Origin of the sequence: Roseateles puraquae (assembly GCF_002205845.1) — a bacterium.
In the GTDB taxonomy this organism is placed as follows: domain Bacteria; phylum Pseudomonadota; class Gammaproteobacteria; order Burkholderiales; family Burkholderiaceae_C; genus Pelomonas; species Pelomonas puraquae.
The window spans coordinates 37,749-62,721 of sequence record NZ_NISI01000019.1 but is presented as its reverse complement, the minus strand read 5'-3'; the positions used below and the strand labels follow the sequence as shown (position 1 = coordinate 62,721).

Sequence of the window (24,973 nt, the reverse complement as noted above, 5' to 3'; positions counted from 1 at the left end):
GCCAGGGCTCAGGCCCATGGGTCCATGGCTAAGTCGCCACGGGACGATCCGGCCCCGCCGATTCACCCTGGTATTCGCCTGTCGCCAACGTGAAGGTCTGCAGGAAGTGGAAATCCGGTCGTCGCAACGCAAACTCCGGATGCAGCGGATCGCAAAGCCGCGACAGCGCGGCGTAGTCGTCTTCCGCGAGATAGGGCTTCAGCCTCGCCCCCCACGTGTTCCGAAAGATGGCCTCGACGAGATAGCGCTCGTCTTCCGGCCGCAATGGCGCCAAACGCTCGATCATGAAGGTACGGGCGTTGACCCGGTTGAACCCGGCCGACCTAAGCAAGCCCACGATGGCCCGGACATCCGCCAGGTCGCGTTCATCAAGGCCATATCGATCCCGGTAGTACCGGCGAACAGCCTCATTGGTGACCCGTTCCAGGCGCGAATCCCAGGCGAAGACCATTTCGGGGAGCAATAAGCTTTGGCCGAGCGCGATGCACCCACCCGGTCGAAGCAGGCTGGCCATGGTCTTTCAAACCTGCCAGCCGATCATGCAGATGGTTGACGGTATTGACGGACCAAATGGCGTCGAAGCTCGCCAGCGGAAATGGCGGCCTGCACAGGTCCCCTTGAACAACCAGGCAGTCTTCTGGCGCCGTGGCACGCGCCGCGGTCACGTGAGCGATCGACAAATCGATCCCGACGACCATCCCTCCAGGCTGGACTGCTGCCGACAACCAGCCAAGTGCTTCGCCGGTACCACAACCCACGTCGAGAACGCGCATGCCAGGCTTGAGGCCCAGGCTTGCGACAGCACAGCGGATCTCCGGCGCGGCGAAGGCGTTGAAGAGCGCCAACTTGCGTGCGTAGTCTCGGCCCGGCGTGTCGCCCAGCAGCCCTGCGGCGGCGGTTTGTGCATTCATTTCATGGGGCTCGCCTCAGCGGGTATGCCGCGCTCGCGGCGCGCGACCATCGATGTGGGACAGGCCGAGGGCCCGCGGACGTACCTGACAATGCGGCGCCCGACATCGCCACCGTTGCCCAACCATGACGGAAAACCTCTCGATTCTGATCGATCACTGGAAGGCCGATCCGCACAGCAGCTTCAACAGCTGGTTCCTCTGGGACGAGCGGCTCAAGAACTTCCGCTCGATCAGGCGTGGCATCGGGCAGGTGGTTCGCGATATCGATGCCGGGACCTTCGGCAACCAATACCGCGGCTCGTCCCTGGAGACGGTGGTGGGTTCGGTCGCCGAGCAGCGCCAGATCTTCAAGGGGGCCGACCACGCTTTCCTGTGGAAACCCAAGCTGCGAATTCCCGACATCTACGAGAACGGCGACAACCAGCGCGCGTTCTCGCGGCTGTTGAATGCCTGCGACTGCTGTGACACGGCCGAGGCGGTGATCGCGGCCATCCAGCGTATTGACGCCCTCAAGATCAAAGGGTTGGGGCCGGCCGTGGCCAACCTGCTGTACTTCATCCACCCGACGCTGGTCATGCCATTCAACACGGCGATCGTGAAGGGCTACAACGCCATCACCGGTGGCAATGTGAAGCTGGGGCGCTGGGACCACTACCTGTCCATGCGCGAAGGAGCGATCCGGTTGAACGGCGAGCATCGGACGCGGCTGTCCAACGATCTCGGCGCGATCGCGGGCCTCATGTTCGACGTGGGCAGCGGGCGCTATCCGGCACCGCCGCGTCCGGGCGATGTGGGCGGGATGCGTTCCTGGGAGGAGGACCTGGACAAGGTGCGCCAGGAATCCGCAGCCGCGCAGAGGCAGTGGGCCGCTGAAAGGGAGAGCGACACCAGCCACACCGAGATCCAGAGTTGGCTGCGGGACATGGGGCGCTCGTTGGGCTACGCGGTCTGGATCGCGTCAAACGATCGCGGGAGGCTGCATCAGGGCGTGCCCCTGGGCGACGGATGCCTGACGCAGTTGCCGGTCGGCGCCCAAGCCGGCGCCGAAGCGGTGAAGCTGATCGATGTGGTCTGGGTCGATGCCGCAACGCAGTCGGTGGCGGCGGCGTTTGAGGTTGAGCACTCGACGTCCATCTATTCCGGCATCGTGCGGATGCTGGATCTGGCCCTGGGCACCGAGGTCGGCGCGAAGAGCACGCTTTTCCTGGTGGCACCGGACAACCGCCGTGACGAGGTGGCCCAGCAATTGCGCCGTCCGGCGTTCTCGCGGGTCTCTGAACTCGGCATCCGGTATCTGCCGTACAGCCAGCTGCAGCAGCACCGGGAGGCGATCGGGCGGTTTGGCTCGGGGCTGAAGCCGCTCCTGGAGATTTCCCAGGCGCTCTAGAGAGGGGCGAGGCGGTGCCTTGCGGCGCTACGTCGGGTCGGGAGTCGAATGCATCGTCAACCCGACGCGTGTCTCGTCATCATTGGACTGCACAAACGGCTCACCGCCGTGCATTCGAGCGATCGCCGCGACGATGGAAAGACCCAGACCATGGTTGACGCTGGCCTGGGTACGCGAGGGATCGGCGCGGTAAAAGCGATCGAACAGGCGAGGCAGGTGTTCTGGCGGGATGCTTGGGCCTTTGTTCGCGACGGACAACTCGAGCATGCCGGGAGTCGCGGCCTGGATGCGCACCTTGACGATGGATTGCGGTGTGGCGTAGCGGGTCGCGTTGCCCAGCAGGTTGGACAGGGCCCGCTTGAGCAGCGACGCGTCGAGATTGCCGGAGCCGTCCCCCTGGATGTCCACCGCCAGCCCGGCTTCTGCGAGGGCAGCCTCGTGATACTCCACGACGTCGGCGGCCAGGGCGGCCAGGCTTTGCACAGGCTGGCGGCGGGCGACAGTGCCACTGTTGGCGTGGGACAGGAAGAGCATGTCGTTGACGATTCCCGTCATGCGGCGCAGCTCTTCCAGGTTGGACCCGAGCAGGTCGGCGGTGGCGTGCGGCAAAGCCGGATCCCGCAGCGCGACTTCTGTGCTGGTGATCAAGGTGGCGAGCGGGGTGCGAAGTTCGTGAGCGACATCGGCATTGAAGCCCTCCAATTGAGCGTAGGCCCGGCTCAGCCTGGAGAGCAAGGCGTTGAACTGCTCCACCAAAGGTTGAAGCTCTCGGGGCTGCTGGGACCCATCCAATCGCTCGTGGAGCTTCTCGGCTGCGAGACCACGCGTCTGCGTGACCAGGTGGCGCACGGGCGCCAAACCTCGCCGCACCAGAAGGAAGCTGCCGACCGACACGATCATCGACCCGATGAGCGAGGCGGTCATCAACGTCAGCCCCAGTCGTTTCAGGAACTGCTGGTCCGCGGAGATGTCCAGCACCATCTCCGCCACCAGAGTGCCGCCACCAGGCTCCCAGTGCGGCAAGTCAAAGATGCTGCGCTTATTTGCCTTGAACGAATGGGCGGAGCCGGCGTTGTCGTAAAGCGTGGTTCTGTCCGGATGGCGCAGCGTCAAAGCCAAGTCGCGGTGACCAAGAAAGAAGTCGTCCAACTTGTGCTTGAGCGATTGGAGGTCACGGTCCCCCCGCGCTTCGTCCAGCACGTGTTCGATCAGCTCCCGCTTGTGCTGCAAAGACTCCGTCTGCCGCTGCTCCAGGTCGACGACCATCAGCAGGTAGACCGCCAGCGATACAAGCCCGAGGCCGACGAAGGTCTGGGCGGCTAGCCATAGCGAAAGCCGCTGACCGAGGGCCGAGGGGATCCTGCGGCTTGGCGGAACAGTCGTCACGGCCGGTCTTCCAGCACGTAGCCCATGCCTCTCACGGTATGCAGCAGCGGCCGTTCGAAAGGCACATCCATCTTTCCGCGCAGCCGCCGAATCGCGACTTCCACGACATTGGTCTCGCTGTCGAAATTCATATCCCAGACCTGCGACGCCAGTTCAGTCCGTGACAGCACCTCGCCCTGACGCCGCAATAGCAGCGTCAACAGGTTGAATTCCTTGGCAGTCAGGTCCAGCCGCTGGCCGGCTCTTGAGGCTTTGCGCCTGAGAAGATCCACCTCCAGGTCCGCCAGTTGCAAGGTGGTCGATTCGACTCCCGCACGCGGGCCTGCGCGCCGCAACAGCACCTGGATGCGCGCAAGCAGTTCAGAGAATGCGAACGGCTTGATGAGGTAGTCGTCCGCCCCGGTTTGCAGCCCGTGCACCCGATCCTCGATGCCTGAGCGGGCGGTGAGCATCAACACAGGAGTTTGCTTGGTCCGGCGCAGCGTGGCCAGAAGGCTCAGTCCGTCGATGCCCGGCAGCATGCTGTCCAGCAGCAGGAGGTCGTGATCTCCCTCCAAGGCCAGGTGCAGGCCCGTGATGCCGTCGTTGGCGACCTCTACGGCATAGCCCGCTTCGGTCAGACCTTTGCGGAGGTAGTCAGCCAGCTTGGCCTCATCTTCAATCACCAGCAGCTTCATACCCTGCATTTTGTGAGGAAGCGAAATCGGCGGAGATGACAAATTCGTAATCCGCGGGACGGGTGGCTGTCCAGACGACCTTCCTAGAGTGTCAGACATGGTGCTGCGAATCAGTGCCTAAGCCACCCGACACGCTACTCATTGCATCAGGAAACTCCATGTCTCTGCTCTCCGCCGCCCGCGCCACCGCTGCCACACTGATCATGGCCGCCATGGCCTTGCCCGTCTTGGCCGGTGGTCAAAACGGGGCTCCCGCCACCGTCGCAAGCCAGGCGAGGCTGCAGGTTGAGCAAAACGCCATTGCGCCGACGGCCCCGTCGCGCCCCGAGCTGTTGGCGCTGCAGTCGGATCGACATGGCAACCTGTCGCTGACCCAACCAGCCGCGGCAAGCGCACGAGACGGCACAGCGGGCACGGATCGCTCGCGTGAGCAGGTGATCCGCGACCTCCAGCGGGCCCGTGCTGACGGTTCGCTGCAGCGTATGGTCATGATCGGATACTGATTTAGAACCCGTCGCACGCCGAACAGGCCTTAGACTTTGGCAATGAGCAGATTCTTGCGCATGGTGTTGACGTGGGTTCTTGCAGTGGCGCTGCCGCTGCAGGGCTACGCCGTCCATGCCATGGCAGCCTGCGGGCCTGCTCATCACCAAGGCCAGGAAGCGGCGCTTCAGATGCCTCACAGCCACGAGGATGCGGCCGAAGCCCACGAGCACGGTGGCCACGATCATGCGCAGCTCTCTCAGAGTTCGCACGGCGAGATCGCCAAGTCCGTCAAGTCAGGCCACGCCCACAAGTGCAGCGCCTGTGCTTCCTGCTGCCACCTGACGGCCATGGTGTCGACCGTTATCCATTTCGATGTGATTCGGTCGCACCCGGTGGTCGTGGCGACCACGCCAGTTGCACACGACCGGATCCTGGTCGGTGGACTCGATCGCCCCCCTCGATCCCTGCACGCCTGAGCACGGCGACGTCGCCGCACTGCGGCGCTGTGTGCTCGCTTTGAACTCCCTTTTGCGCTGAAGTCTGCGCGCGCTTGACGCGACGCGGGACGTCCGGCGGTTCAACAGCAGGATCATCATGATTGAAGTTTTCACGCGCCATCGCGTAGCCGCCGCATGGGCAACGTTCGCCCTTGCACTGTCGGCCACCTCGCAGGCTCAAACCTCTGCGGAAGCACCCAAGCCCGCCACGCAGAGACAGCGCGCAGACGCCGCTGACCCGCGAGTCGAGGTGCCGCCACTCATCTATCGCTCCCCGATGCTGGGCTATCGCCCCTATGCCGACACGGAGCCAGCCCCCTGGGTCGACACGAACAACAACGTGGGCCGCATCGGCGGCTGGCGGGTTTATGCCAAGGAGGCTCGACAACCGGATGCACCCGATATGCCGGCGGCGCCGGCTTCTGTGCCGAAGAGCGAGGCCGCCAAGCCTCAGCCCGCAGGGCATCAAGGCCACAAGATGAATTGAGGACGACGAATGACCACGCCTTCCCCGACTTACCCCGTCCTGCGACGCCTGCGATTGGTGGCGCTCGCCGTCTCCCCGCTGCTGCTGGCAGGTTGCGCCACGCTGAGCGCCGATGGCGGCATGCAGCCTGTCCAGGCGGTCGCCAAGCAGCACCTCGGCCAAAGCGTCGAGGCCATCAAGACCGATGCCGATCAGGACCGCGTCTCCACCCGCGTCTCGGAACTGCTCGCACAGCCGCTCACCGCGGATAGCGCGGTGCAGATCGCCTTGCTGAACAACCGAGGCCTGCAGGCAAGCTTCCAGGAGCTGGGTATCGCCGAAGCCGAGTTGGTGCAGGCCAGCCGCTTGCCCAACCCGGGCTTCAGCTTCGCCAAGCTGCGCCAGGGCGATGCGCGCGAGATCGACCGCACGTTCTCATTTGACCTGGCACACCTGATCGCGTTGCCCCTGACCCGCCAGCTCGAGGCGCGGCGGTTTGCCGCCACGCAGCGTGCAGTCTCCATGGAGATGCTGTCGCTGGCCGCCGAGACCCGCAAGGCCTACTACGCCGCCGTGGCCGCCGAGCAGACATCGCGCTACATGCGCGACGTCCGTGAAACGGCCGACGCCGGTGCCGAACTGGCCAAGCGCCTGGCTCTCGCGGGCAATTGGACCAAGCTGCAGCAGGCTCGCGAGCACGGCTTCTTTGCCGAGACGACGCTCAATCTTGCGCGTGCGGAGCAAGCAAGGGTGGGGTCTCGCGAACGCCTGGTGCGCTTGCTGGGACTGTGGGGTGCGCAGATGCAGTTCACGCTGCCTGAGCGGCTGCCTGATCTGCCTGCGGAGCCGAAAGATCAACCCGACATCGAGAACATCGCGATGGCGCAGCGCCTGGATGTTCAGGCGGCCAAGCTTCAGGCCGAGGCGACTGCCAAGAACCTTGGGCTGACCAAGGTGACGCGCTTCATCAACGTGTTGGAGTTCGGCTACCAGCGCAACACCTTCAACGATGCACCTCGCCAGACGGGCTATGCGGTGAGCGTCGAAATCCCGCTATTCGACTGGGGCGCGGCGAGGGTCGCTCGCAGCGAGGCGCTGTACATGCAGAGCGTACACCGCGCCGCGCAGACGGCGATCGATGCGCGTTCCGAGGTGCGGCAGGCCTATTTGGGCTATCGCAGCGCCTATGACATCGCGCGCCATTACCGCGACGACATCGTCCCAACGGCAAAGCGAGTATCAGAGGAGAACGGTCTCCTCTACAACGGGATGTTCATCAGCGTGTTCGAGCTGTTGGCAGACGCACGCGCTTCGATTGCTGCCGTGAATGCCGCCATCGACGCACAACGCGATTTCTGGATGGCCAAGGCCGATCTCGACATGGCGATGGTGGGCTCGCCCAGCCTGGGCGGCGGGGGTGCCTCTGCCGAAATCGTTGGGGCTACTGCCCCCGCCAAATGATTTAGGAGCAAAAGAATGGTTTCTCGACGTGATTTGTTTCGCAGTGCCGGTGCCATCACTGCTGCGGCCTCCGCGGCTGCGGTCAGCCGTGTGGCCATGGCGGCACTGCCTGAACCGGTGCTGCAGACTAAGCCCGACACGATGGCGCCGCTGCTGCCGCAGACCGGTCGACCCTACAACCCGGTGGTGACGCTCAACGGTTGGACGCTGCCCTGGCGCATGAACCAGGGTGTCAAGGAGTTCCATCTGGTGGCTGAGCCCGTGGTGCGCGAACTCGCTCCCGGCATGAAGGCTCACCTGTGGGGCTACAACGGCCAGTCGCCGGGCCCCACCATCGAAGTGGTCGAGGGTGACCGGGTGCGCGTCTTCGTCACCAACAAGCTGCCCGAGCACACCAGCATCCACTGGCATGGCCAGCGCCTGCCCAATGGCATGGATGGCGTGGCCGGGCTGAACCAAAAGTCCATTCAGCCGGGCAAGACCTTTGTCTACGAGTTCGTGGCGCGCCGCCCCGGCACCTTCATGTATCACCCGCACGCCGACGAGATGACGCAGATGGCGATGGGGATGATGGGCTTCTGGGTCACGCATCCGAAGACCAACCATCCGCTGATCGAGGCGGTTGATCGCGATTTCTGCTTCCTGCTCAATGCCTTCGACATCGACCCGGGCGCTGCTACGCCCAAGATCATGACGATGACGAACTTCAACCTGTGGTGCTGGAACAGTCGCGTGTTCCCGGGCATCGACACGCTGAACGTGCGCAAGAACGACAAGGTGCGCATCCGGATCGGCAACCTGACGATGACGAACCACCCGATCCACCTTCACGGGCATGAGTTCCTGGTGACGGGCACGGACGGCGGACCGACACCTAAAGGCACGCGCTGGTATGAGGTCACCACCGACGTGGCCGTCGGCCAGATGCGCCAGATCGAGTTCCTGGCGGACGAGGAAGGTGACTGGGCCTTCCACTGCCACAAGAGCCACCACACCATGAACGCGATGGGGCACGACGTGCCAACCATGATTGGCGTGGACCACCGCAGCGTGGCCAAGAAGATCACCAAGCTGGTTCCCGACTACATGGTGATGGGCGAGCGCGGTATGGCCGATATGGGCGAGATGGAGATGCCGCTGCCCGACAACACCCTGCCCATGATGACTGGCCAGGGCCCCTTCGGGGGCGTCGAGATGGGCGGCATGTTCTCGATCGTCAAGGTACGCAAGAACCAGAAGGCTGGCGACTACAGCGATCCGGGCTGGTACCAACACCCCAAGGGCGAGGTGGCCTTCGAGTGGAGCGGAGCCCTGCCTGAACCGGCACGCTTCGCCGCTGAAGGTGGCCAGTCGATGCCGCGCAAGACTCCCGCCCCTCCATCTGAGGTCAATGTCCGCAAGCCCACTGGCCACTCCGGCCATTGATCCGATCTACCCGAACCCGTTGTTCAACCCCGCCAATCTGAAACGACATCCCAAGGAAGTAGTCATGAAATTCATCTCCCCCCGCGCACTCTCGGCACTGGCTTTCGCGCTGATTTCCGGCGCTGCTTTGGCTAGCGGCAATCACCCCGGCGGCCACGGCCACGACAGCGACGCCATCGGCAAGCCTGGTGTTGCAGGCAAGGCCACGCGCACCGTCCAGATCGACATGACCGACGCGATGCGCTTCACCCCTTCGAGCGTCGACGTCAAACAGGGTGAAACCGTGCGCTTCGTCGTGAAGAACTCCGGCCAGGTCAAGCACGAGATGGTGCTGGGCACCGAGAAGGAGCTCAAGGAACACTACGAGGTCATGAAGAAGAACCCGGAGATGGAGCACGCCGACCCCAACATGGTCACCGTCTCTCCGGGCAAGACCGGTGAGATCGTGTGGCAGTTCACCAAGGCCGGCAAGATCGACTTCGCATGCCTGCAACCCGGCCACTACGACGCTGGTATGAAGGGTGCGGTCAACGTCGCCGGCAAGGCCGGCGCTGCAAAGGTAGATGGCCATGCCGATCACAAGCACTGAACGTCAGCGCCGGCTGGTGCTGGGTCTAAGTCTGGGCTTGGCCGGGCTTGCGCTCCCTTGCCTCGCGTTGGCGCGGCCTGACGCAAAGCAGCCGCTGGTGACCGTCTGGAAGGACCCCAACTGTGGCTGCTGCAAGGTCTGGGTCGAACATCTTCGCTCGAGCGGTCTGGTCGTACAGGTGCGGGAAATCGGCAACATCGGCGCGCGCCGGCGGCTCGGCGTGCCCGAGAAGCTTGCGTCCTGCCACACCGCTGAGGTGGCTGGCTATGTGGTGGAAGGCCATGTCCCCGCCCGCGAGATCCTGCGTCTGCTCAAGGAAAAGCCGGAAGCGCTGGGTTTGGCCGTTCCATCCATGCCCATCGGCTCGCCGGGCATGGACAGCCCCGAATACGGTGGCCGCAAGGATCCGTATCAAGTGTTGCTCGTGGCCAGAGACGGCAGCACCCGCGTTTATCAAAACTACCCCTGAAGGAGATCCCCATGAAAGCTTCGAAGAACCTGCCTCTTGCCGCCTTCGTCGGCCTGGCCCTCACCGCCGGCGCCGCGCTGAGCCTGCCCGTGCGCGCTCAGACCATGGACCATAGCAAGATGCCGTCGACGGGCATTGCTGCTGAGTTGACCGATGGTGAGGTCAAGAAGGTCGACAAGGACACCAAGAAGATCACCATTAAGCATGGCGAGATTAAGAACCTCGAGATGCCGGGCATGACGATGGTGTTCCAGGTCAAGGATCCCGCCTGGCTGGATCAGGTGAAGGCTGGCGACAAGGTGCGCTTCAAGGCCGACAAGATCAATGGCGCTATCGTCGTGACAGAAATCCAGCCCGCCGGCAAGTAGTTCTGCCGCCCGGCTTACACAGACCGCCTTGTTCGGAGCGCGCCGCCGCTGGCGGCGGCGGCGCCGACAGCATAGATCGCAGCCACCTGGAGGGATTCATGTTGATTGCACGCATGTCGCTGATCGTGCTGGCAATGGTGCTGGCGCGTCCGTCGCTGGCTTCGCAGCACGTTGTCGAGATTGCCTGGGACGATTCCGGCGCGTTCGCGCGCGGGTTGTCCGTCCCGGCCGGGAAGTTTGTCGAGGTATGTGGTGGCCTGAAGGCTGGCGAGTCGGTTCGCTGGCGCTTCAGTGCCGCGGCGCCGCTGGACTTCAACGTCCACTTCCACGTCGGCAAGTCCGCTGAGTTTCCTGCCAAGCTGACCCAGGCCACCGCCAGTGACGGAGTGCTTCAGGTCGGTGTGCAGGAGACGTACTGCTGGATGTGGACGAACAAGTCCGCTGACGCGGTGCGTCTGGACATGCGCCTGCAGCGCTGAAGCTCAGGCGCATCGATGTTCGCCCGACCAGGCAAGCCCATCGCGCTGAGTCGATTCGAGGATGGGCAGGGCAGCGAGGTTCTGGTGATGCTTCACGGGCTGGGTGGCACGCATCGCTACTGGACCTGTGGCTCCGTACCGTTCACCGTTCCGGGTCACCGACGCGTCCTGGTGGATCTGCTGGGATTCGGCGCGTCGCCCCGCCCCTGGATGCGCTACACGCTGGAGCGGCATCTTGATGCACTGGATGCCTCGCTGGCAGGGGAGGGCCGCATCACGCTGGTCGGCCACTCCATGGGGGCGACGCTTGCCCTTGCATACGCGGCCCGGTGGCCTGAACGCGTTGTCCGACTGGTGCTCATCAGCCCCCCGTGCTTCAAAGGCATGGCCGGAGCCGCGACCTGGTTCGCGCGGCAGCCCGGTGGCTGGATTTACACCAACATTTGGGCGACCGCATTGGCCTGCCTCATCACCCGTCGCGTCGCCGGCAGGCTGCTGCCTCGCTTGTTGGCCGACATGCCGCGCGAAGTGGCGGAGGATCTCGTGGAACACAATATGGCATCGTCGACCACGTCGTTGTGGGAAGTCGTCTACCGCCACGATCTCATGCGCGAGGCGACGCACTTGAAGCCTGATATACCAGTCTTGGTAATTCACGGCTCTGAAGATTCCACTGCACCGCCCGAGGGCTCGCGGCGGTTGACGGCCGGGCGGAAGACGTGGCAGCTCGAGATGCTCCCAGGGCAGGGCCATCATCCTTGGCTGAAGGCGCCCCAGCAATGCCTGGACCGCATGTTGACTTGGCTGAATGCGCTTCCATCGGTGGCGTCATGAACGACCTCGACAGCGCCACGCTGACCGGTCTCGGGCTTGCCCTCGCTGCAGGCATGCTGATCGGCACGGAACGCGGTTGGCATCAGCGGGATCTGCCCGACGGGCACCGCGTGGCCGGGCTGCGGACGTTTGCGTTGATCGGGGTGCTGGGCGGCCTGGGCGGGCTTCTCGCGCAGCGTTGGGGAGCGGTCGTACTCATCGCGCTGCTCGTGCTGGTCGGCCTGTTGCTGACGGCCGGCTACCTGATCACGGCACGCATGCACGCCGTGATGGGCTTGACTACTTTCGTCGCCGCGCTCGCAACCTTCGTGATCGGGGCTTTGGCGACGAGCGGGGCATGGACGCTATCAACCGTGGTGGCCGTGGTCGTGCTGGCACTGCTTCAGTTCAAACGTCCCCTGCATACCGGCATAGGGAAGCTCTCTGAGGCTGAACTCAACAGTGGCACGCAGCTCCTGCTGATCAGCGTCGTCGTGTTGCCTGTGCTCCCCGATCGGGGCTTCGGGCCATACGAGGCGCTGAATCCTTATAGGCTCTGGTGGGCGGTCGTGCTGCTGGCCCTGCTTTCGTTTGCCGGGTTCGTTCTGATGCGCTGGCTCGGCGCAAGGCGGGGATTGACGGTGACGGCGTTGCTCGGCGGATTGGTGTCCAGCACGGCCACAACGGCAACGCTTGCACGCTGGGCCCGCGAGACGCCAGCTTGGCGCGCATTGGCTGCTGGTGGAGCAATCCTGGCCTGTTCTGCAATGTTCGCCCGGATGGCGGTGCTTGTTGCGGTGGTGGCACCTGCGTTGGGATCGGGGCCGATCCTCACCTTCGCGGCGATGGCCGTGACGGGGGGCATTCTCGGTGCGCTTCTAGCGAAGCGCTCGGTCGCCGAAGGCTTGCCTGATCTGAATGTCGGGAATCCGCTGAAGCTCAGTGCAGCGCTCCAGTTCGGGGCGTTCCTGGCAGGCGTCATACTCGCTGGTCGCTTTCTTGCGGATCGCCTGGGCGACGCCGGCGTCCTCATCACGGCAGCGGTGTCGGGGCTGGTGGATGTGGACGCGATCACGCTCTCCATCGGACGCATGGTGCTCGAGGGTTCGGTAGCTGCTTCGGTTGCGACGTTCGCCCTGTTCATCGCCGCGACGGTCAATCAGCTGACCAAGCTTGGCCTGATGACTTCGCTGGACGGAAGGGGCCTGGCTTTGAAGGTGCTTCCGGCCTACCTGGCGATGGCTGCCGCCGGCATGGTCGTCGCCTTCCTGGTGCCGTAGCACATGGCCTTCGAGCTCTGGCATGGACTGCTGCTTGCCAGCGCGGCGTTGCTGGGCGTGCTGTTTTTGCTTGTGCTGGCTGAGCCGGGACTTCGCTACACGGTGAACGAGATGCCACCACAGCCGGGAAGCCACGAACTGCTGGGGTTGATCGCTGCGCTCGCGGATGCGCCGGTGGGCAATGCGACGGGGATCGAAGTGATTCCCGACGGGGAGGGCTTCTACCAGGCCATGCTTGAGTCGATCATGCAGGCCCGGCGTACGGTGCATCTCGAGGCTTACATCTTCCGCCGCAGCCGGATCGCCGATCGGTTCCTGTCCACGCTCGCCGAGCGGGCGAAGGCAGGCGTCCGAGTGCGGATCGTGGTCGATGCGATTGGCTGCTGGAACACACCGGACCGGTACTTTGCCGCGCTGCGCGCAGCCGGTGGCGAGGTGGCGTGGTACCAGCCGGTGCGTTGGTACACGCTCAAGCGGTTCAACAACCGCACGCACCGGGAACTGCTGGTTGTGGACGGGCTGGAGGCATTTGTCGGGGGCGCCGGGATAGCGTCTTGGTGGGACCAGCCACAGGCGGGCCTTCCGCCTTGGCGAGACACGATGGTGCGGCTGCAAGGCCCGGTGGTGTCGTCGTTGCAGGCCGTCTTCGCGGAGAACTGGCTGGAAAGCGCCGGTGAACTGCTGGCAGACGCTGGATCCTTTCCTGACTGTCGGGCCCTGGCGCCCAGCGCCGCCTCGGGGCGTCAGGCCATCGTGGTCGCCGGCACACCGTCCGCGGGGAAGGCAACGCGCGCGCGGATGCTGTTCCAACTCGCGATCGCCAGCGCCCGGCGATCCGTGCTGATCCAGTCGCCCTACTTTTTGCCAGATCGCAGCATGCGGTCAGAGCTGCAACGTGCGACGAGTCGCGGTGTCAGCGTGCGAGTACTCGTTCCGGGGCGACACAACAACCACCCCATCGCGCGCCGGGCGAGTCGACGGCGTTACGGGATGCTGCTTGAGGCCGGCGTCGAAATTGCCGAGTACCAGCCGGGCATGAACCATACGAAGCTGCTGGTCATCGACGATGGCCTGGCGGTTGTCGGGACCAGCAATTTCGACAACCGCTCATTCGGCCTGAATGACGAGGTGAACGTCGTGCTCGTCGACGCCGAGGCCGTGCAGGCCCTGGTGCAGGGCTTTCATCAGCATTGGGCAGCCAGCTTGGCGATTCAGATGGCGGACTGGCGCGCTCGCCCCATGTTGGAGCGTGCACTGGCGCTGCTGGGAATCGTGCTGGAACGGCAGCAATGATCTGCCCGACATGGGCAACTGCGCTCTCGCGATTGCTGTCGGATCGAATGCACCAGGCTGGCGCTTGGCTTTGGACAGGAAGTTGCGGCTAACACGTACGCGCGCTGAAGAGACCGCCAGTCCGGACTCCGTAGCCGAGTACGGAATGCGGCTTGATCCACATCAATGGCGAGTGGGGGGCTGATGCCTATCCTGACCTCATGGAAGACAGGATTCGTAACTGACCATGTTTGGCAGCCGTCGCAGTCTCCGCCGCTGGGCCTCCCGAGTGCTATTGCTGTGGTGCTTCGGTATCGCCGTGGGTGTCGTGCATGCATGCGCGTTGCAGACGGCCGATCATCACCATGACGCCCCCCCCGAGACGATTTCGGCGCACGCTGCGACACACCATGGTCATGACGGGGCGCCCGAGGACGAAGAAGGCGCCCAAGCCAACTGTCTGGACTTTTGCGACAAGCTGTCGGTATCGACTCCCTCGTGCAAGTACACGCCCGATGTGAGCGGCAGCGTCCAGCCGATAGCCCTTCTCTCTGGCCAACCGGCTGCCCTGGTTGATGAGCCAGCACGCATTTCAGGCCGATCGAACGGCACGTTTGAGCGACGCGGCGTGGGGCCACCCTTGCGCATCTCGCTCCTGCGGTTGGCGCTTTAGCGCGCCCTGACGCTCGCCGTCCGCCCGAGTGCGCTGGCGGAGGGTGGAACGTCGTTCCTTGCTTCAGGCATCGGCACCCGGTCGATGCCAAGCGTATCCCCCTTGTTTTCCTACCACTCCATGAAGGAGCCTTTGCCATGCGTACCTCTACGTTCGCCACCGTTTCGATGGCGCTCGCCATCGCCCTCTCTGCCGGAGCTGTGTTCGCCCAAGACGGCAAGACCGCTGCGGCACCGGTCGCTGCCTCTGCGGCCTCCATGCCGTCGGAGTGTGGTTCCGGCATGAAGCGCCATGACCACGGAGCCGAGCGCAATGCTCCGTCGAGCAAGGCGATGCCCTGTGCGCCAGAGAACGCAGCCTCGGGGGCCAAGGCGAAAGCCAAGCCCCTGCACGACCACGGCAAGGTTCACAAGAACCAGTAACCCGCCTCGTCAAGGAGCAACGTCATGAATCTGTCAAATGAACCGGGACAGGGCCGTCAAAGCCGCCCGAACTGGTCCCGCATCAACCAGTGGCTGCTGTGGCTGGGTTTGGCCGCAGCCGTGGCCTGGATGTTCTACCGCCACAACGCCCATCTTCTGCAGTTGCTGCCCTTCCTCTTCATTCTGGCCTGCCCGTTGATGCACGTCTTCGGACACGGAGGTCATGGGGGGCACGGAGGCCATGCAGGACATGGCAATGCCCCGTCTTCCGATGCAGACGACCGGACAACCCGTCGCCCTGGTCAAGATTCGGCCCGCCCCCCAAGCGCCGGCGGTCATGGCGGCCACCATCACTGACCGAATCTTGGAGAACAGCATGGAAACCACCGAAATCAAAGTTGCAGGCATGACCTGCGGATCCTGTGTCGCGTCGGTCACCAAGGCACTCAAGCGGGTGCCGGGCGTGGCGGATGTACAGGTCGACCTGGCCAGCGGTACCGCTCGAGTGACGGGTGAGCAGGCGGGGCAGCATGTGCCGGCGCTCCTGGGCGCGCTGTCGGATGCGGGCTATGAGGCGTCGGCGTCATCGGCCCCCGCTTCCGCAGGCTCGCCGCGGCCGGGGGGCTGCCACGATTCCAAATCGGGCCATGGCACGAAGGGCCATGGCGGCTGCTGCTGCCACTAGGGCGATGACATGAGCGCGACCATCAAGGAGCCGGGGAATGCCGCGCCGGACGCTTCTTTTGGGGCGTACTGGCTCGACATGCTGTGGCGGTCTGTCGAAACCGCGGATACGCTGCGGCAGCGGGCAGCCAACATGGCCGAGCACGAAGCGGCAGGTATGCCGCCGCTGCTGCACTTCGAATCTGAGCAGATCGCAGATGGTCGCGATCTCCAGCCTCCTTGCAACTACCGGCTGCTCCGTGTGACGCGGTGCGGCACGGATGCGCTCGAGCGTCATGTCCGCAAGGGCGCGGCTCCGGTGATGGTCGTCGACCCTCGCGCGGGACATGGGCCCGGCATCGGCGGCTTCAAGCGCGATTCCGAAGTCGGGATGGCTCTGCTGGAGGGGCATCCTGTGTACTTCGTCGTCTTCGACCCTGAGCCGGTCGAGGGCCAGACCCTCGGAGCGGTGATCCGGTCGCTGGCTTCATTCATCGACATCGTGGCTTTGCGCCACCGCGGTAGGCGTCCGATTGTCTATGGCAACTGCCAAGGAGGTTGGGCCCTGGCGCTGGCGTTGTCCCATTGCCACCACCGCGCAGGTCTTGCGGTGCTCAACGGATCGCCTTTGTCGTACTGGGCGGGCGAGCGCGGTGTGAACCCAATGCGGCTGCTGGGCGGCTTCACCGGCGGAGTGTGGCCCGCGCACTGGGTGTCCGACCTGGGCGGCGGCACCTTCGACGGTGCATGGCTGGTCCAGAACTTCGAGGGCCTGCGGCCCGAGGGAATCTTTCACAAGTACGACACGCTGTTTGCGCAGCCCGACGTGGAGCGGGACCGATTCCTGGAATTCGAGCGCTGGTGGAACGGCTTCTACTTCCTTGGGCGTGAGGAGATCCTTGCCATCGCGCGCGATCTGTTCGTCGGCAATCTGCTGGAAGACGGAAAGGTGGTCGTGGACGAGCACTGTCGCGCGGATCTGAAGAGCATCCACACGCCGATGGTCATCTTCTGTTCCTTCGGCGACAACATCACGCCGCCAAATCAAGCGTTGGCATGGCTGCCGGCCGTCTACCCGTCGACCGAGTCGCTGGTCGATGCAGGGCAGCGCATCGTCTATCTCACCCACCGTGAGGTCGGGCATCTCGGCATCTTCGTGTCTGCAAACGTTGCTCGGCGAGAGCACCGCGCGATCCTGCATCATGCCCAGACGATCGAGCGCCTCGCCCCGGGGTTGTATGAAATGGTGTTGGAAGCGCCCCCGTCGCCCGAGGCTTCCCCTGCTGCGCGATTCGAGGCTCGACGCATCGAGGATCTCACCTTCGAACCGGCGCCGGCAGGATTCGACAGCGTCAGGGCCATGTCGGAGGCTCTTGAACGTCTCTACGCGCAATGGGTGTCGCCGGTGATTCAGGCTGCGGTGAGCCCGGGTGTCGCGCGCCTGCTTCGCCCGTTGCACCCCATGCGCGCCAGTCGGATGGCTTGGTCGGAGCGCGCAATACCCGTTCTGGCTTGGATGCCTTGGGCTGCCGCAGCCCTTGGCCGGTTTGGGGCGCCAGACGCCTCGCGAGAGCAAAACCCCTGGTACCGCCTTGAGCGCGCCGGCGCCGAAGGTGTCGGCGAAGCCTTGGCCGCCTGGCGAATCCAGCGGGATCTCTGGGCTGAGGCCTTGTTCACGCAAACCTACGCCACCTGGTCAAGCCCAAGTGTGAGTTCAAACAAGGAGCCGCGATGAGCGGCCGCTCGTATCGACTGCGGTGCAAGGCGGGCATGGTGGCCGCACTGCTGCCCCTGCTCATGTGGAGCACACCTTCAGCCGCTCAGCAACGCTTCGACCGATCCGGGGTGGTGCTGTACTGGGGTTTGGTGCCCGCTGCGGTCGTGGCTCACACGCATGACGTCGAGGAGTTGCATGGTGGGGTGCCGAAGGCTGGCGGGGAGGTTCACCAATTGGTGGTGGCGCTCTTTGACATGGCGACGGGGCGCCGGATCGACGACACCGTCGTTCGAACCCAGGTCAGCGAGATCGGCATCCCAGACGCCGCGCCCAAATACCTCGCGCCGATGAAGATCAACGAACAGGTGAGCTACGGGCAGGCGTTCGGAATGGACAAGGAAGACCCTTATCGATTCAAGGTCAGGGTGCGCCTGGCGCAGCGCCAGGAAGACATCGAGTTTGCGTTCTCTGCGTGGTCGCCCGACCGTGCAGAACGCTGAGATGAGGAAAAACCATGAAGAGTCAATCACTGAATCGAACTCAGGCCGGACGCGCGTGGGCTGCCCTGGTGTTCTGGGTCTTCGCTGTGGTCGCGCTGGCGCTCATGCTCGCCGAGCACCGTGCCCACGCTTGGGGCTGGGGGTGGCATGCGCTATTGCTCGGCGTTTGTGTCGCGCTGTTGTACCTGCTGATTCGCGTCGAAGGCGATCAGGGCGATGGTCCCTCCAGGTAGAGGCGAGTCCATGGAAATCATTGATCTCTCCGGTCGACGTGGTCTCGTGGTGGGTGTCGCCAACGCCGACAGTCTGGCGTGGTCGGCCGCGCAGCACTTCCGAAGCGCAGGGGCCGAATTGGCGATGACCTACTTCAGCGAAAAGGCTCGGCCTTTCGTTGCGCCGCTCGCCGAGCAGGTGCAGGCACTGCTGCTCCCCTGCAACGTCATGGAGGACGGCCAGCTTGAGGCCGTGTTCGAAGCCCTGCGCGACCATTGGGGACGGATCGACTTCGTCTTCCATTCCATCGCGTCGGCACGCAAAGAGGATCTGCAGGGGCGACTCATCGACTGCTCGGGCCCCGGATTCGCTGAGGCGATGCTGGTGTCATGCCATTCCCTGATCCGGATGGCTCGTTTGGCCCAGCCGCTGATGCGCGATGGAGGCAGCCTCACCACCATGAGCTACTACGGAGCGGAGAAGGTGGTCGAGCATTACAACGTGATGGGTCCCGTCAAGGCCGCGCTGGAGGCTTCGGTGCGGTATCTCGCGCATGAACTCGGTCCGGCCGGCATCCGTGTCAACGCCATATCGGCAGGTCCGGTGCGGACGCGGGCGGCCTCCGGCATTAAGCACTTCGATGAATTGCTCGACGAAGCTGCGCGCCGATCGCCGCAGCGACGAGTCGTGGAAGGCTGTGAAGTCGGTCGTGTTGCGCTGCTACTCGCCAGCCAATACGCGTCAGCGATCACGGGGGAGGTGATGCATGTAGATGCCGGCTTCCACATCGAGGGCATGGCGTTTCATTGATGGGCCGGGCGATGGCAACGCACATTCTCGCGTTCAACGCTGGTAGCGCGACGCTCAAGTTCGCCGCCTTCGACGTCGTGTCGACGGTGTCGGTAACAGATTCCGTGATTGAGCATCCCGCCGTGGATGCCGCAGCGTTCGACGAAGTCGGGCGCCGGCTGCGCGCTGCGGGCGTGACTGCAATCACAGCCGTAGGCCACCGCGTCGCGCACGGAGGGCCAAGACTGAGCGAGGCAGCTCTGATCGACGCGAGCGTCGAGCGAGCGATTGAGTTGGCTACGCCGCTGGCGCCTCAGCACAACCCCGCGGCGCTGGCCGGAATTCGCTTGGCGCGCCAGCGTTGGCCTGGGTTGCCGCAGGTGGCGGTGTTCGATACGGCCTTCCACGCAAGCATGCCTGAGCGCGCTGCGACCTACGCCGTTCCGCAAGCCTGGCGGCATGCCGGCGTGCGCCGCTACGGCTTTCACGGGCTGTCTCATCAGCATGTATTCGAGACTGTGAGCGCCACGCTGGAGCGTGATCCGGCAGACCTGCGCATTGTCAGTTGTCACCTTGGCAATGGCGGGAGCGTCTGCGCTATCGAAAGAGGCCGCTCCATCGACACGTCGATGGGAATGACGGCTTTGGAGGGGCTGGTCATGGGCAGTCGAAGTGGTGACCTGGATCCGGGCATCCCCGGCTTCGTCATGCGAACTTTCGGCATGGATCACGAACAGGTTGAAGCGGCGCTCTACCACGACAGTGGGCTGAAGGCCCTGTCGGCTGTCAGCGCGGATCTGCGCCAGATTGAGGCTCTTGCGTGCACTGGGAACCCTGGAGCACTGTTGGCGCTGCAAGTACATGCCTATCGCGTGCGCAAGTACATCGGAGCCTACGCAGCGGCGATGGGCGGCTGTGATGCCGTTGCCTTCACGGGCGGGGCCGGCGAGAACTCGCCTGCATTGCGCTGGCGCATTCTTCAAGGTCTGGAGTTCCTTGGCATATGCCTCGACGAGCGCCGCAACGAAGCCTTTGGTGTATCCGACGAAGCCGCCGAGTTGCAGGCGCCGCAGTCGCGGGTCGCAGTTCTGGCTGTACGGGCGCGTGAGCAGCGAGTCATCGCACGCGAAACGGTGTCGGTGCTGCGCCGCACGGGTCTGTGACGCAGGGCTGCGGATTGAAATCTCCATTCAGAAAGTGAGTCAAACCATGCAAAGCAATGAAGACCGCAAAGCCTATCTTGTTGGTGGCGGAATCGGATCGTTGTCCGCCGCTGTCCTGCTGATCCGCGATGGCGGTTTCAGGGGCAGCAACGTTCGCATCATCGAGGAGCTTCCACTTGCCGGCGGCGCGTTGGACGGATCAGGCGACCCTGTCAAGGGTTTCGTCTCTCGGGGCGGCCGGATGCTGACCGAGGAGACATACGTGTGCCTCTGGAACGTGCTCGACAGCATCCCATCCCTGGACGATGCCAGCAAGTCGGTCAAGCAGCAGACCTGGGTGTTCAACGATGAGTGGCGCTCGAATTCGAAGGCACGCCTGATCGACCGCGACCGCCGCATCCTTGACGCGAGCGACCTGGGCTTCAATCTCCAGGACCGCCTCGAGCTGATGAGGCTGCTGGCCACACCAGAACGCGTGCTGCACACGAAGCGCATCGAGGACTGCTTCTCGCCGCACTTCTTCGATACGAACTTCTGGGCGATGTGGCGCACGACATTTGCGTTCCAGAACTGGCACAGCGCGATCGAGCTCAAGAGATACATGCTGCGTTTTCTTCAGGAATTCCCGCGCATCCATACCTTGGCCGGTGTTCGCAGGACGTCGCTCAACCAGTACGACGCCATCGTTCGGCCTGTGGAAAGCTGGCTGCGTGGCCAAGGGGTCGAGTTCGATCTGGAGACCAAGGTTGTCGACGTCGATTTCGTCGAGCAAGGCGCGCAGCGTCGCGTTGATGCGTTGCATGCGCAGCGTCGCGGGGACTTGGTCACGTACCGCCTTAGCCCTTCGGATTTGGCGCTGATCACGATCGGGTCGATGACGGCCGATGCCACCTATGGCGATGATGACCATGCGCCGGAGCTCGTGCGCGACAAGCGCGACGGCGCATGGACGCTTTGGGAGTCGATGGCCCGCAAGACAGCCGGTCTTGGGCGGCCGAACGCCTTCTGTGGCAACGTCGACGAGAGCAAGTGGGCCTCGTTCACGATGACGATGCGCAGCCCCGCGCTCGTCCGTCGCATCGAGGAATTCACCGGCAACGCACCAGGTACAGGAGGCCTCATGACCTTCAAGGATTCAAGCTGGCTGATGTCGATAGTGGTGCCGCACCCGCCGCACTTTGCCGGCCAGCCCAGCGACGTCTTCACGTTGTGGGGCTACGGGCTGTTCGTCGACAACAAAGGCGACTACATCACCAAGACCATGGCCCAGGCCACGGGTCGCGAGATATTGGCCGAGTTGATGCATCACCTGCGATTTGACGACATCCGCGAGGAAGTGCAGAAGACCACGACGACGATTCCCGTGATGATGCCTTACATCACCAGCGAGTTCGAGCGACGGGAGAAGGCCGACCGACCGCCGGTGATTCCGGAGGGGGCCACGAACTTCGCGTTGCTCGGACAGTACGTCGAGATTCCCGAGGATGTGGTCTTCACCGTCGAGTACTCGGTACGCGGCGCCATGCATGCGGTCTACGGGTTGCTCGGCCTGGACAACGAGATTCCGCAGATCTACCACGGCATAGCCGACCCGGCGGCCGCACTGGCGAGTTTCAGGACGCTGATGGGCTGAGGTCGGAGTTCGGTCGGGAGGGGTGGGAAGGTGATGCGCCCGGACTATCGCGGCTGCTACCGGAGGGCCGCCAAAGGTTGTTGGCCGAAACGGTCTGGACGCGACAGCGTCGCTTCAAGGGAGATGGGTTGATGGACCAGAAACAGGTGTTCTCGCTGTGGTATGTGCTCGCCGCACTCGTGGGGATGATCCTGGTGCAGGAGTTCTTCGCGACGCAGCATACGCAGACGCTCAGCTACAGCGAGTTCAAGCAGGCATTGGGAGCCGGCAAACTCGAAGATGTGGTGATCGCCGACGGCATCGCTACGGGCAAGCTGAAGGTCGACGGGCTGGAGCAAATCCTGCCGAAGGAGAAGGTCGAGGCGCTGAAGCGCTCGGGTGCCGAACACGGTTTTGCCACCGTGCTGCTGAACGATCCGGGGCTGGTGGCGCAGCTCGATGCGGCAAAGGTTCGCTATGGCGGCGTGCGCGAGAGCAAGTGGCTCGGCGCTTTGATCTCGTGGGTGGCGCCAGCGTTGGTGTTCTTTGGTATCTGGTGGCTCCTGATGAAGCGCATGGGCGGCGGCATGGGGCACGGCATGCTGGAGATCGGCAAGAGCAAGGCCAAGGTCTACATGCAGACCGAGACCGGCGTCACGTTCAAGGACGTGGCCGGCATCGACGAGGCCCGCGAGGAGCTGATGGAGGTGGTCGAGTTCCTGAAGAATCCCGACCGCTACAAGCGACTGGGCGGAAAGATTCCCAAGGGCGTCCTCATCGTCGGCGCGCCGGGTACCGGGAAGACGCTGCTCGCCAAGGCTGTGGCCGGGGAGGCCGGCGTGCCCTTCCTGTCGCTCAGCGGCTCCGAGTTCGTCGAGATGTTCGTCGGCGTCGGCGCCGCGCGCGTGCGCGACCTGTTCGAACAGGCAGCCGCCAAGGCGCCGTGCATCGTCTTCATCGACGAGATCGACGCCTTGGGCAAGGCCCGCGGCGTCGGCTTGTCAGGTGGACACGAGGAGCATGAGCAGACGCTGAACCAGTTGCTCGCCGAGATGGATGGCTTCGACACCAATCGTGGCGTGATCATCCTGGCCGCGACCAACCGCCCCGAGGTGCTGGACCCGGCGCTGCTGCGTCCGGGGCGCTTCGACCGCCACATCGCGGTGGACCGGCCCGACCTCAACGGGCGACGCCAGATCCTCCAGGTGCACGTGAAGAACGTCCGGCTTGGGCCGACCGTCGATCTGACTGCGGTGGCCGCACGCACGCCTGGCTTTGCCGGTGCTGACCTCGCCAATCTCGTCAACGAGGCGACGCTGCGTGCCGCCAAGCGTGGCAAGGACGCGGTGGACATGCAGGACTTCGAAGAGGCGCTGGACCGGATCGTCGCTGGCCTCGAAAAGAAGAACCGCGTGATGAACGCGACCGAGCGCAAGTTCGTCGCGTACCACGAGGCGGGCCATGCGCTGGTTGCCGAACATCGCAAGAACGCCGACCGCGTGGCCAAGGTATCGATCATCCCGCGGGGCATCGCGGCGCTGGGCTACACCCAGCAGTTGCCGACCGAGGACCGCTATCTGATGCGCCGCAGCGAATTGCTCGACCGGCTGGACGTTCTGCTCGGCGGGCGGGTGGCCGAGCAACTGGTCTTCGACGATGTCTCGACCGGTGCGGAGAACGATCTGCAGCGCGCCACCGATCTGGCCCGCCACATGGTGACCCACTATGGGATGAGCGAAGCGCTCGGCCTGGCGACCTACGACGCCCGTCCGGCGCCGCTGTTCCTCAACGGGCCGACGTTGCCGGAGCCGCGCACCTTCAGCGAGCGCACCGCCGAGGCCATCGACGCCGAGGTGCGCAAACTGCTCGACGAGGCCCGCGAACGGGTGACGCAGACGCTTGGGGCACACCGCGAGACGCTCGAGTCGCTGGCCGCGCTGTTGCTCGAGAAGGAGGTCGTTGACCGCAAGATGCTGGACGGCCTCATCGGGTCGGTGGCCTCACCTCGTGGGGATGCGTCGTGAGCGGGCGCCGCGCCTGGCTTCGATCGGCGGGTGCCGCGCTGGCCTGCCTTGCCGTTGCGGGTGCCCGCGCCCAGCCTTCGGAGGGGCGGGAGATCCTTGACCGGGTCGAGAAGCTGCTCTGGGGGCGCACGGTGCAGGGCGAGTACGAGATGACGATCACCACACCGCGTTGGCAGCGCACGCTGGGCCTGCGTCTGTGGATGGACAGGCCCAAGCGCTCCTTCGTGCGAATCGTGTCTCCGGCCAAGGAGGCCGGCATCGGTTCGCTGCGCATCGGCGCGGAGATGTGGAACTACCTTCCCAACGTGGAGCGCATCGTCAAGATCCCACCGTCGATGATGCTGCAGCCCTGGATGGGATCCGACTTCACAAACGACGATCTCGTCAAGGAGAGCAGCATCCTTGACGACTACTCGCAAAGGGTCGTCGGGACCACGCAGGTCGACGGCGAGGCGGTCGTGCAGGTCGAGGCCGTGCCCAAACCGGAAGCGGCGGTGGTCTGGGGGCGCATCGTCTACTGGGTGCGGCGCGCCGACGCGGTGCCGCTGAAGCAGGAGTACTTCAGCGAACGCGGCGAGCGTGTGCGTGTGCTGGCCTTCTCCGATGTGCGCAAGGTCGGCGACAGGGTTCTGCCGACGCGCTGGGAGATGCGGCCGGATGCCAAGCCGGGCAATTCGACCGTCGTCGTGCTCAAGGACGCCACGTTCGACCGTCCTGTTGACGACGAGATTTTCAGCCAACGCAATCTTCAGAAGCGATGAGCGCGCATCGACCTCCCGGCCGGACCCCTGCGTCGCGGATCGCCGCAGGACTTCTGACCCTGTGCGGAGCCTGGCTCGTCGGCCTGGGCATCTACTTCATTCTCCTGCGCCCCCCGTTGCTGCCAGAAGATCCGCGCTTCATTGGCGTATCGCTCGATCGGCTGAGGGAGACGGCTCCCGGGCTGGAAGCCTGGCTGCGCATCGTCTTCACGGTCATGGGGGGATTCATGGCAGGTGCGGGCGTGCTGACATTCTTCGTGGCCCGCCGCGTGCTACCCGCTCGGCCCAGGGGTACGGCATGGGTGATCGCCCTGGCTGGGCTGTCGACGGTGGGGCTGATGGCAGTGATGAACTTCGTCCTCCACTCCGACTTCCGCTGGCTGCTGCTGGCGCCCGTGCTGCTTTGGCTGGCCGCCTTGGCTCTGTACGGGCGGGAGGCCTGAGGTGTCCGCCGCTCTGATGATCGATCC

The 24,973-nt window shown here is 64.4% G+C and carries 29 protein-coding genes; 25 read left to right on the top strand and 4 right to left on the bottom strand.

Going from position 1 to position 24,973, the window contains the following annotated elements:
* Nucleotides 1–28: 28 nt before the first annotated feature.
* Together CDO81_RS26030 and CDO81_RS26025 are read right to left on the bottom strand one after the other, a co-directional pair.
* A complete protein-coding gene (locus tag CDO81_RS26030) occupies nt 29–451 on the bottom strand; it encodes a hypothetical protein (RefSeq protein WP_088486173.1) in 423 nt (140 codons plus the stop codon).
* Entirely contained in the window at nt 408–911 is a 504-nt protein-coding gene (locus CDO81_RS26025; RefSeq protein WP_088486172.1) for a class I SAM-dependent methyltransferase, read from the bottom strand. The genes CDO81_RS26030 and CDO81_RS26025 overlap by 44 nt, the downstream gene beginning before the upstream one ends.
* 124 nt (nt 912–1,035) lie before the next feature.
* On the opposite strand from CDO81_RS26025, the gene CDO81_RS26020 reads away from it, so the two are divergent.
* Nucleotides 1,036–2,298 (top strand): type II restriction endonuclease, encoded by a 1,263-nt coding sequence (locus CDO81_RS26020; RefSeq protein WP_088486171.1) that lies wholly within the window; start codon nt 1,036–1,038, stop codon nt 2,296–2,298.
* A gap of 27 nt (nt 2,299–2,325) precedes the next feature.
* On the opposite strand, the gene CDO81_RS26015 is transcribed toward CDO81_RS26020, so the two are convergent.
* Nucleotides 2,326–3,684, bottom strand: a complete 1,359-nt coding sequence (locus CDO81_RS26015) for a heavy metal sensor histidine kinase (RefSeq protein WP_088486170.1) — start codon at nt 3,682–3,684, stop codon at nt 2,326–2,328.
* Nucleotides 3,681–4,361: a heavy metal response regulator transcription factor gene (locus tag CDO81_RS26010; RefSeq protein WP_158218436.1), complete on the bottom strand. Its 681-nt coding sequence runs from the start codon at nt 4,359–4,361 to the stop codon at nt 3,681–3,683. Before CDO81_RS26010 ends, CDO81_RS26015 begins: the two co-directional genes overlap by 4 nt.
* 158 nt (nt 4,362–4,519) lie before the next feature.
* Here CDO81_RS26010 and CDO81_RS26005 point away from each other — a divergent pair, with 158 nt between their 5' ends.
* The 24 genes from CDO81_RS26005 (at nt 4,520) to CDO81_RS25895 (ending at nt 24,946) form a co-directional block, all read left to right on the top strand.
* Nucleotides 4,520–4,864, top strand: coding sequence for a hypothetical protein (locus CDO81_RS26005; protein WP_088486168.1), 345 nt, complete (start codon nt 4,520–4,522; stop codon nt 4,862–4,864).
* Nucleotides 4,865–4,906: 42 nt separating this feature from the next.
* Entirely contained in the window at nt 4,907–5,323 is a 417-nt protein-coding gene (locus CDO81_RS26000) for a hypothetical protein (protein WP_088486167.1), read from the top strand.
* Between the two features lie 118 nt (nt 5,324–5,441).
* A complete protein-coding gene (locus tag CDO81_RS27875) occupies nt 5,442–5,831 on the top strand; it encodes a hypothetical protein (RefSeq protein WP_144397415.1) in 390 nt (129 codons plus the stop codon).
* A gap of 9 nt (nt 5,832–5,840) precedes the next feature.
* Nucleotides 5,841–7,271, top strand: a complete 1,431-nt coding sequence (locus CDO81_RS25990) for a TolC family protein (protein WP_088486165.1) — start codon at nt 5,841–5,843, stop codon at nt 7,269–7,271.
* 15 nt (nt 7,272–7,286) lie between these two features.
* Complete coding sequence (locus CDO81_RS25985) at nt 7,287–8,696, top strand: multicopper oxidase family protein (RefSeq protein WP_088486164.1); 1,410 nt, start codon at nt 7,287–7,289, stop codon at nt 8,694–8,696.
* A gap of 64 nt (nt 8,697–8,760) precedes the next feature.
* The gene (locus CDO81_RS25980; protein WP_088486163.1) at nt 8,761–9,285 is read left to right on the top strand and encodes a cupredoxin domain-containing protein; all 525 of its coding nucleotides are present in this window, start codon (nt 8,761–8,763) and stop codon (nt 9,283–9,285) included.
* A complete protein-coding gene (locus tag CDO81_RS25975) occupies nt 9,266–9,754 on the top strand; it encodes a DUF411 domain-containing protein (protein WP_088486196.1) in 489 nt (162 codons plus the stop codon). Before CDO81_RS25980 ends, CDO81_RS25975 begins: the two co-directional genes overlap by 20 nt.
* An 11-nt stretch (nt 9,755–9,765) precedes the next feature.
* Complete coding sequence (locus CDO81_RS25970; RefSeq protein WP_088486162.1) at nt 9,766–10,122, top strand: copper-binding protein; 357 nt, start codon at nt 9,766–9,768, stop codon at nt 10,120–10,122.
* Nucleotides 10,123–10,220: 98 nt separating this feature from the next.
* Nucleotides 10,221–10,601: a hypothetical protein gene (locus CDO81_RS25965; protein WP_088486161.1), complete on the top strand. Its 381-nt coding sequence runs from the start codon at nt 10,221–10,223 to the stop codon at nt 10,599–10,601.
* A 15-nt stretch (nt 10,602–10,616) separates the two neighbouring features.
* A complete protein-coding gene (locus CDO81_RS25960) occupies nt 10,617–11,435 on the top strand; it encodes an alpha/beta fold hydrolase (protein ID WP_088486160.1) in 819 nt (272 codons plus the stop codon).
* Nucleotides 11,432–12,694: an MgtC/SapB family protein gene (locus CDO81_RS25955; RefSeq protein ID WP_088486159.1), complete on the top strand. Its 1,263-nt coding sequence runs from the start codon at nt 11,432–11,434 to the stop codon at nt 12,692–12,694. Before CDO81_RS25960 ends, CDO81_RS25955 begins: the two co-directional genes overlap by 4 nt.
* Nucleotides 12,695–12,697: 3 nt before the next feature.
* Complete coding sequence (locus CDO81_RS25950) at nt 12,698–13,987, top strand: phospholipase D-like domain-containing protein (protein WP_088486158.1); 1,290 nt, start codon at nt 12,698–12,700, stop codon at nt 13,985–13,987.
* A 789-nt stretch (nt 13,988–14,776) separates the two neighbouring features.
* Nucleotides 14,777–15,061, top strand: a complete 285-nt coding sequence (locus CDO81_RS25945) for a hypothetical protein (RefSeq protein WP_144397414.1) — start codon at nt 14,777–14,779, stop codon at nt 15,059–15,061.
* Nucleotides 15,062–15,085: 24 nt separating this feature from the next.
* The gene (locus CDO81_RS25940; RefSeq protein WP_088486156.1) at nt 15,086–15,418 is read left to right on the top strand and encodes a DUF2933 domain-containing protein; all 333 of its coding nucleotides are present in this window, start codon (nt 15,086–15,088) and stop codon (nt 15,416–15,418) included.
* Between the two features lie 19 nt (nt 15,419–15,437).
* Entirely contained in the window at nt 15,438–15,746 is a 309-nt protein-coding gene (locus CDO81_RS25935; protein WP_088486195.1) for a heavy-metal-associated domain-containing protein, read from the top strand.
* A 9-nt stretch (nt 15,747–15,755) separates the two neighbouring features.
* On the top strand, nt 15,756–17,459 hold the full coding sequence (locus CDO81_RS25930) for a DUF3141 domain-containing protein (RefSeq protein WP_241517168.1): 1,704 nt from the start codon (nt 15,756–15,758) through the stop codon (nt 17,457–17,459).
* Nucleotides 17,456–17,941 carry a hypothetical protein gene (locus CDO81_RS25925; protein ID WP_241517167.1) on the top strand — a complete coding sequence of 162 codons (486 nt, stop codon included), beginning with the start codon at nt 17,456–17,458 and terminating at the stop codon, nt 17,939–17,941. Before CDO81_RS25930 ends, CDO81_RS25925 begins: the two co-directional genes overlap by 4 nt.
* Nucleotides 17,942–17,955: 14 nt before the next feature.
* A complete protein-coding gene (locus tag CDO81_RS27870; protein ID WP_144397413.1) occupies nt 17,956–18,174 on the top strand; it encodes a hypothetical protein in 219 nt (72 codons plus the stop codon).
* Between the two features lie 10 nt (nt 18,175–18,184).
* Complete coding sequence (fabI, locus tag CDO81_RS25920; protein WP_088486155.1) at nt 18,185–18,964, top strand: enoyl-ACP reductase FabI; 780 nt, start codon at nt 18,185–18,187, stop codon at nt 18,962–18,964.
* Between the two features lie 11 nt (nt 18,965–18,975).
* Nucleotides 18,976–20,106 carry an acetate/propionate family kinase gene (locus CDO81_RS25915; protein WP_168928277.1) on the top strand — a complete coding sequence of 377 codons (1,131 nt, stop codon included), beginning with the start codon at nt 18,976–18,978 and terminating at the stop codon, nt 20,104–20,106.
* 46 nt (nt 20,107–20,152) lie between these two features.
* Complete coding sequence (locus CDO81_RS25910) at nt 20,153–21,739, top strand: oleate hydratase (protein ID WP_088486153.1); 1,587 nt, start codon at nt 20,153–20,155, stop codon at nt 21,737–21,739.
* A gap of 128 nt (nt 21,740–21,867) precedes the next feature.
* A complete protein-coding gene (gene ftsH / locus CDO81_RS25905; protein WP_206602180.1) occupies nt 21,868–23,742 on the top strand; it encodes an ATP-dependent zinc metalloprotease FtsH in 1,875 nt (624 codons plus the stop codon).
* Entirely contained in the window at nt 23,739–24,503 is a 765-nt protein-coding gene (locus tag CDO81_RS25900) for an outer membrane lipoprotein-sorting protein (protein ID WP_088486151.1), read from the top strand. Before ftsH ends, CDO81_RS25900 begins: the two co-directional genes overlap by 4 nt.
* Nucleotides 24,500–24,946, top strand: coding sequence for a hypothetical protein (locus CDO81_RS25895; RefSeq protein WP_241517166.1), 447 nt, complete (start codon nt 24,500–24,502; stop codon nt 24,944–24,946). The genes CDO81_RS25900 and CDO81_RS25895 overlap by 4 nt, the downstream gene beginning before the upstream one ends.
* Nucleotides 24,947–24,973 lie beyond the last annotated feature (27 nt).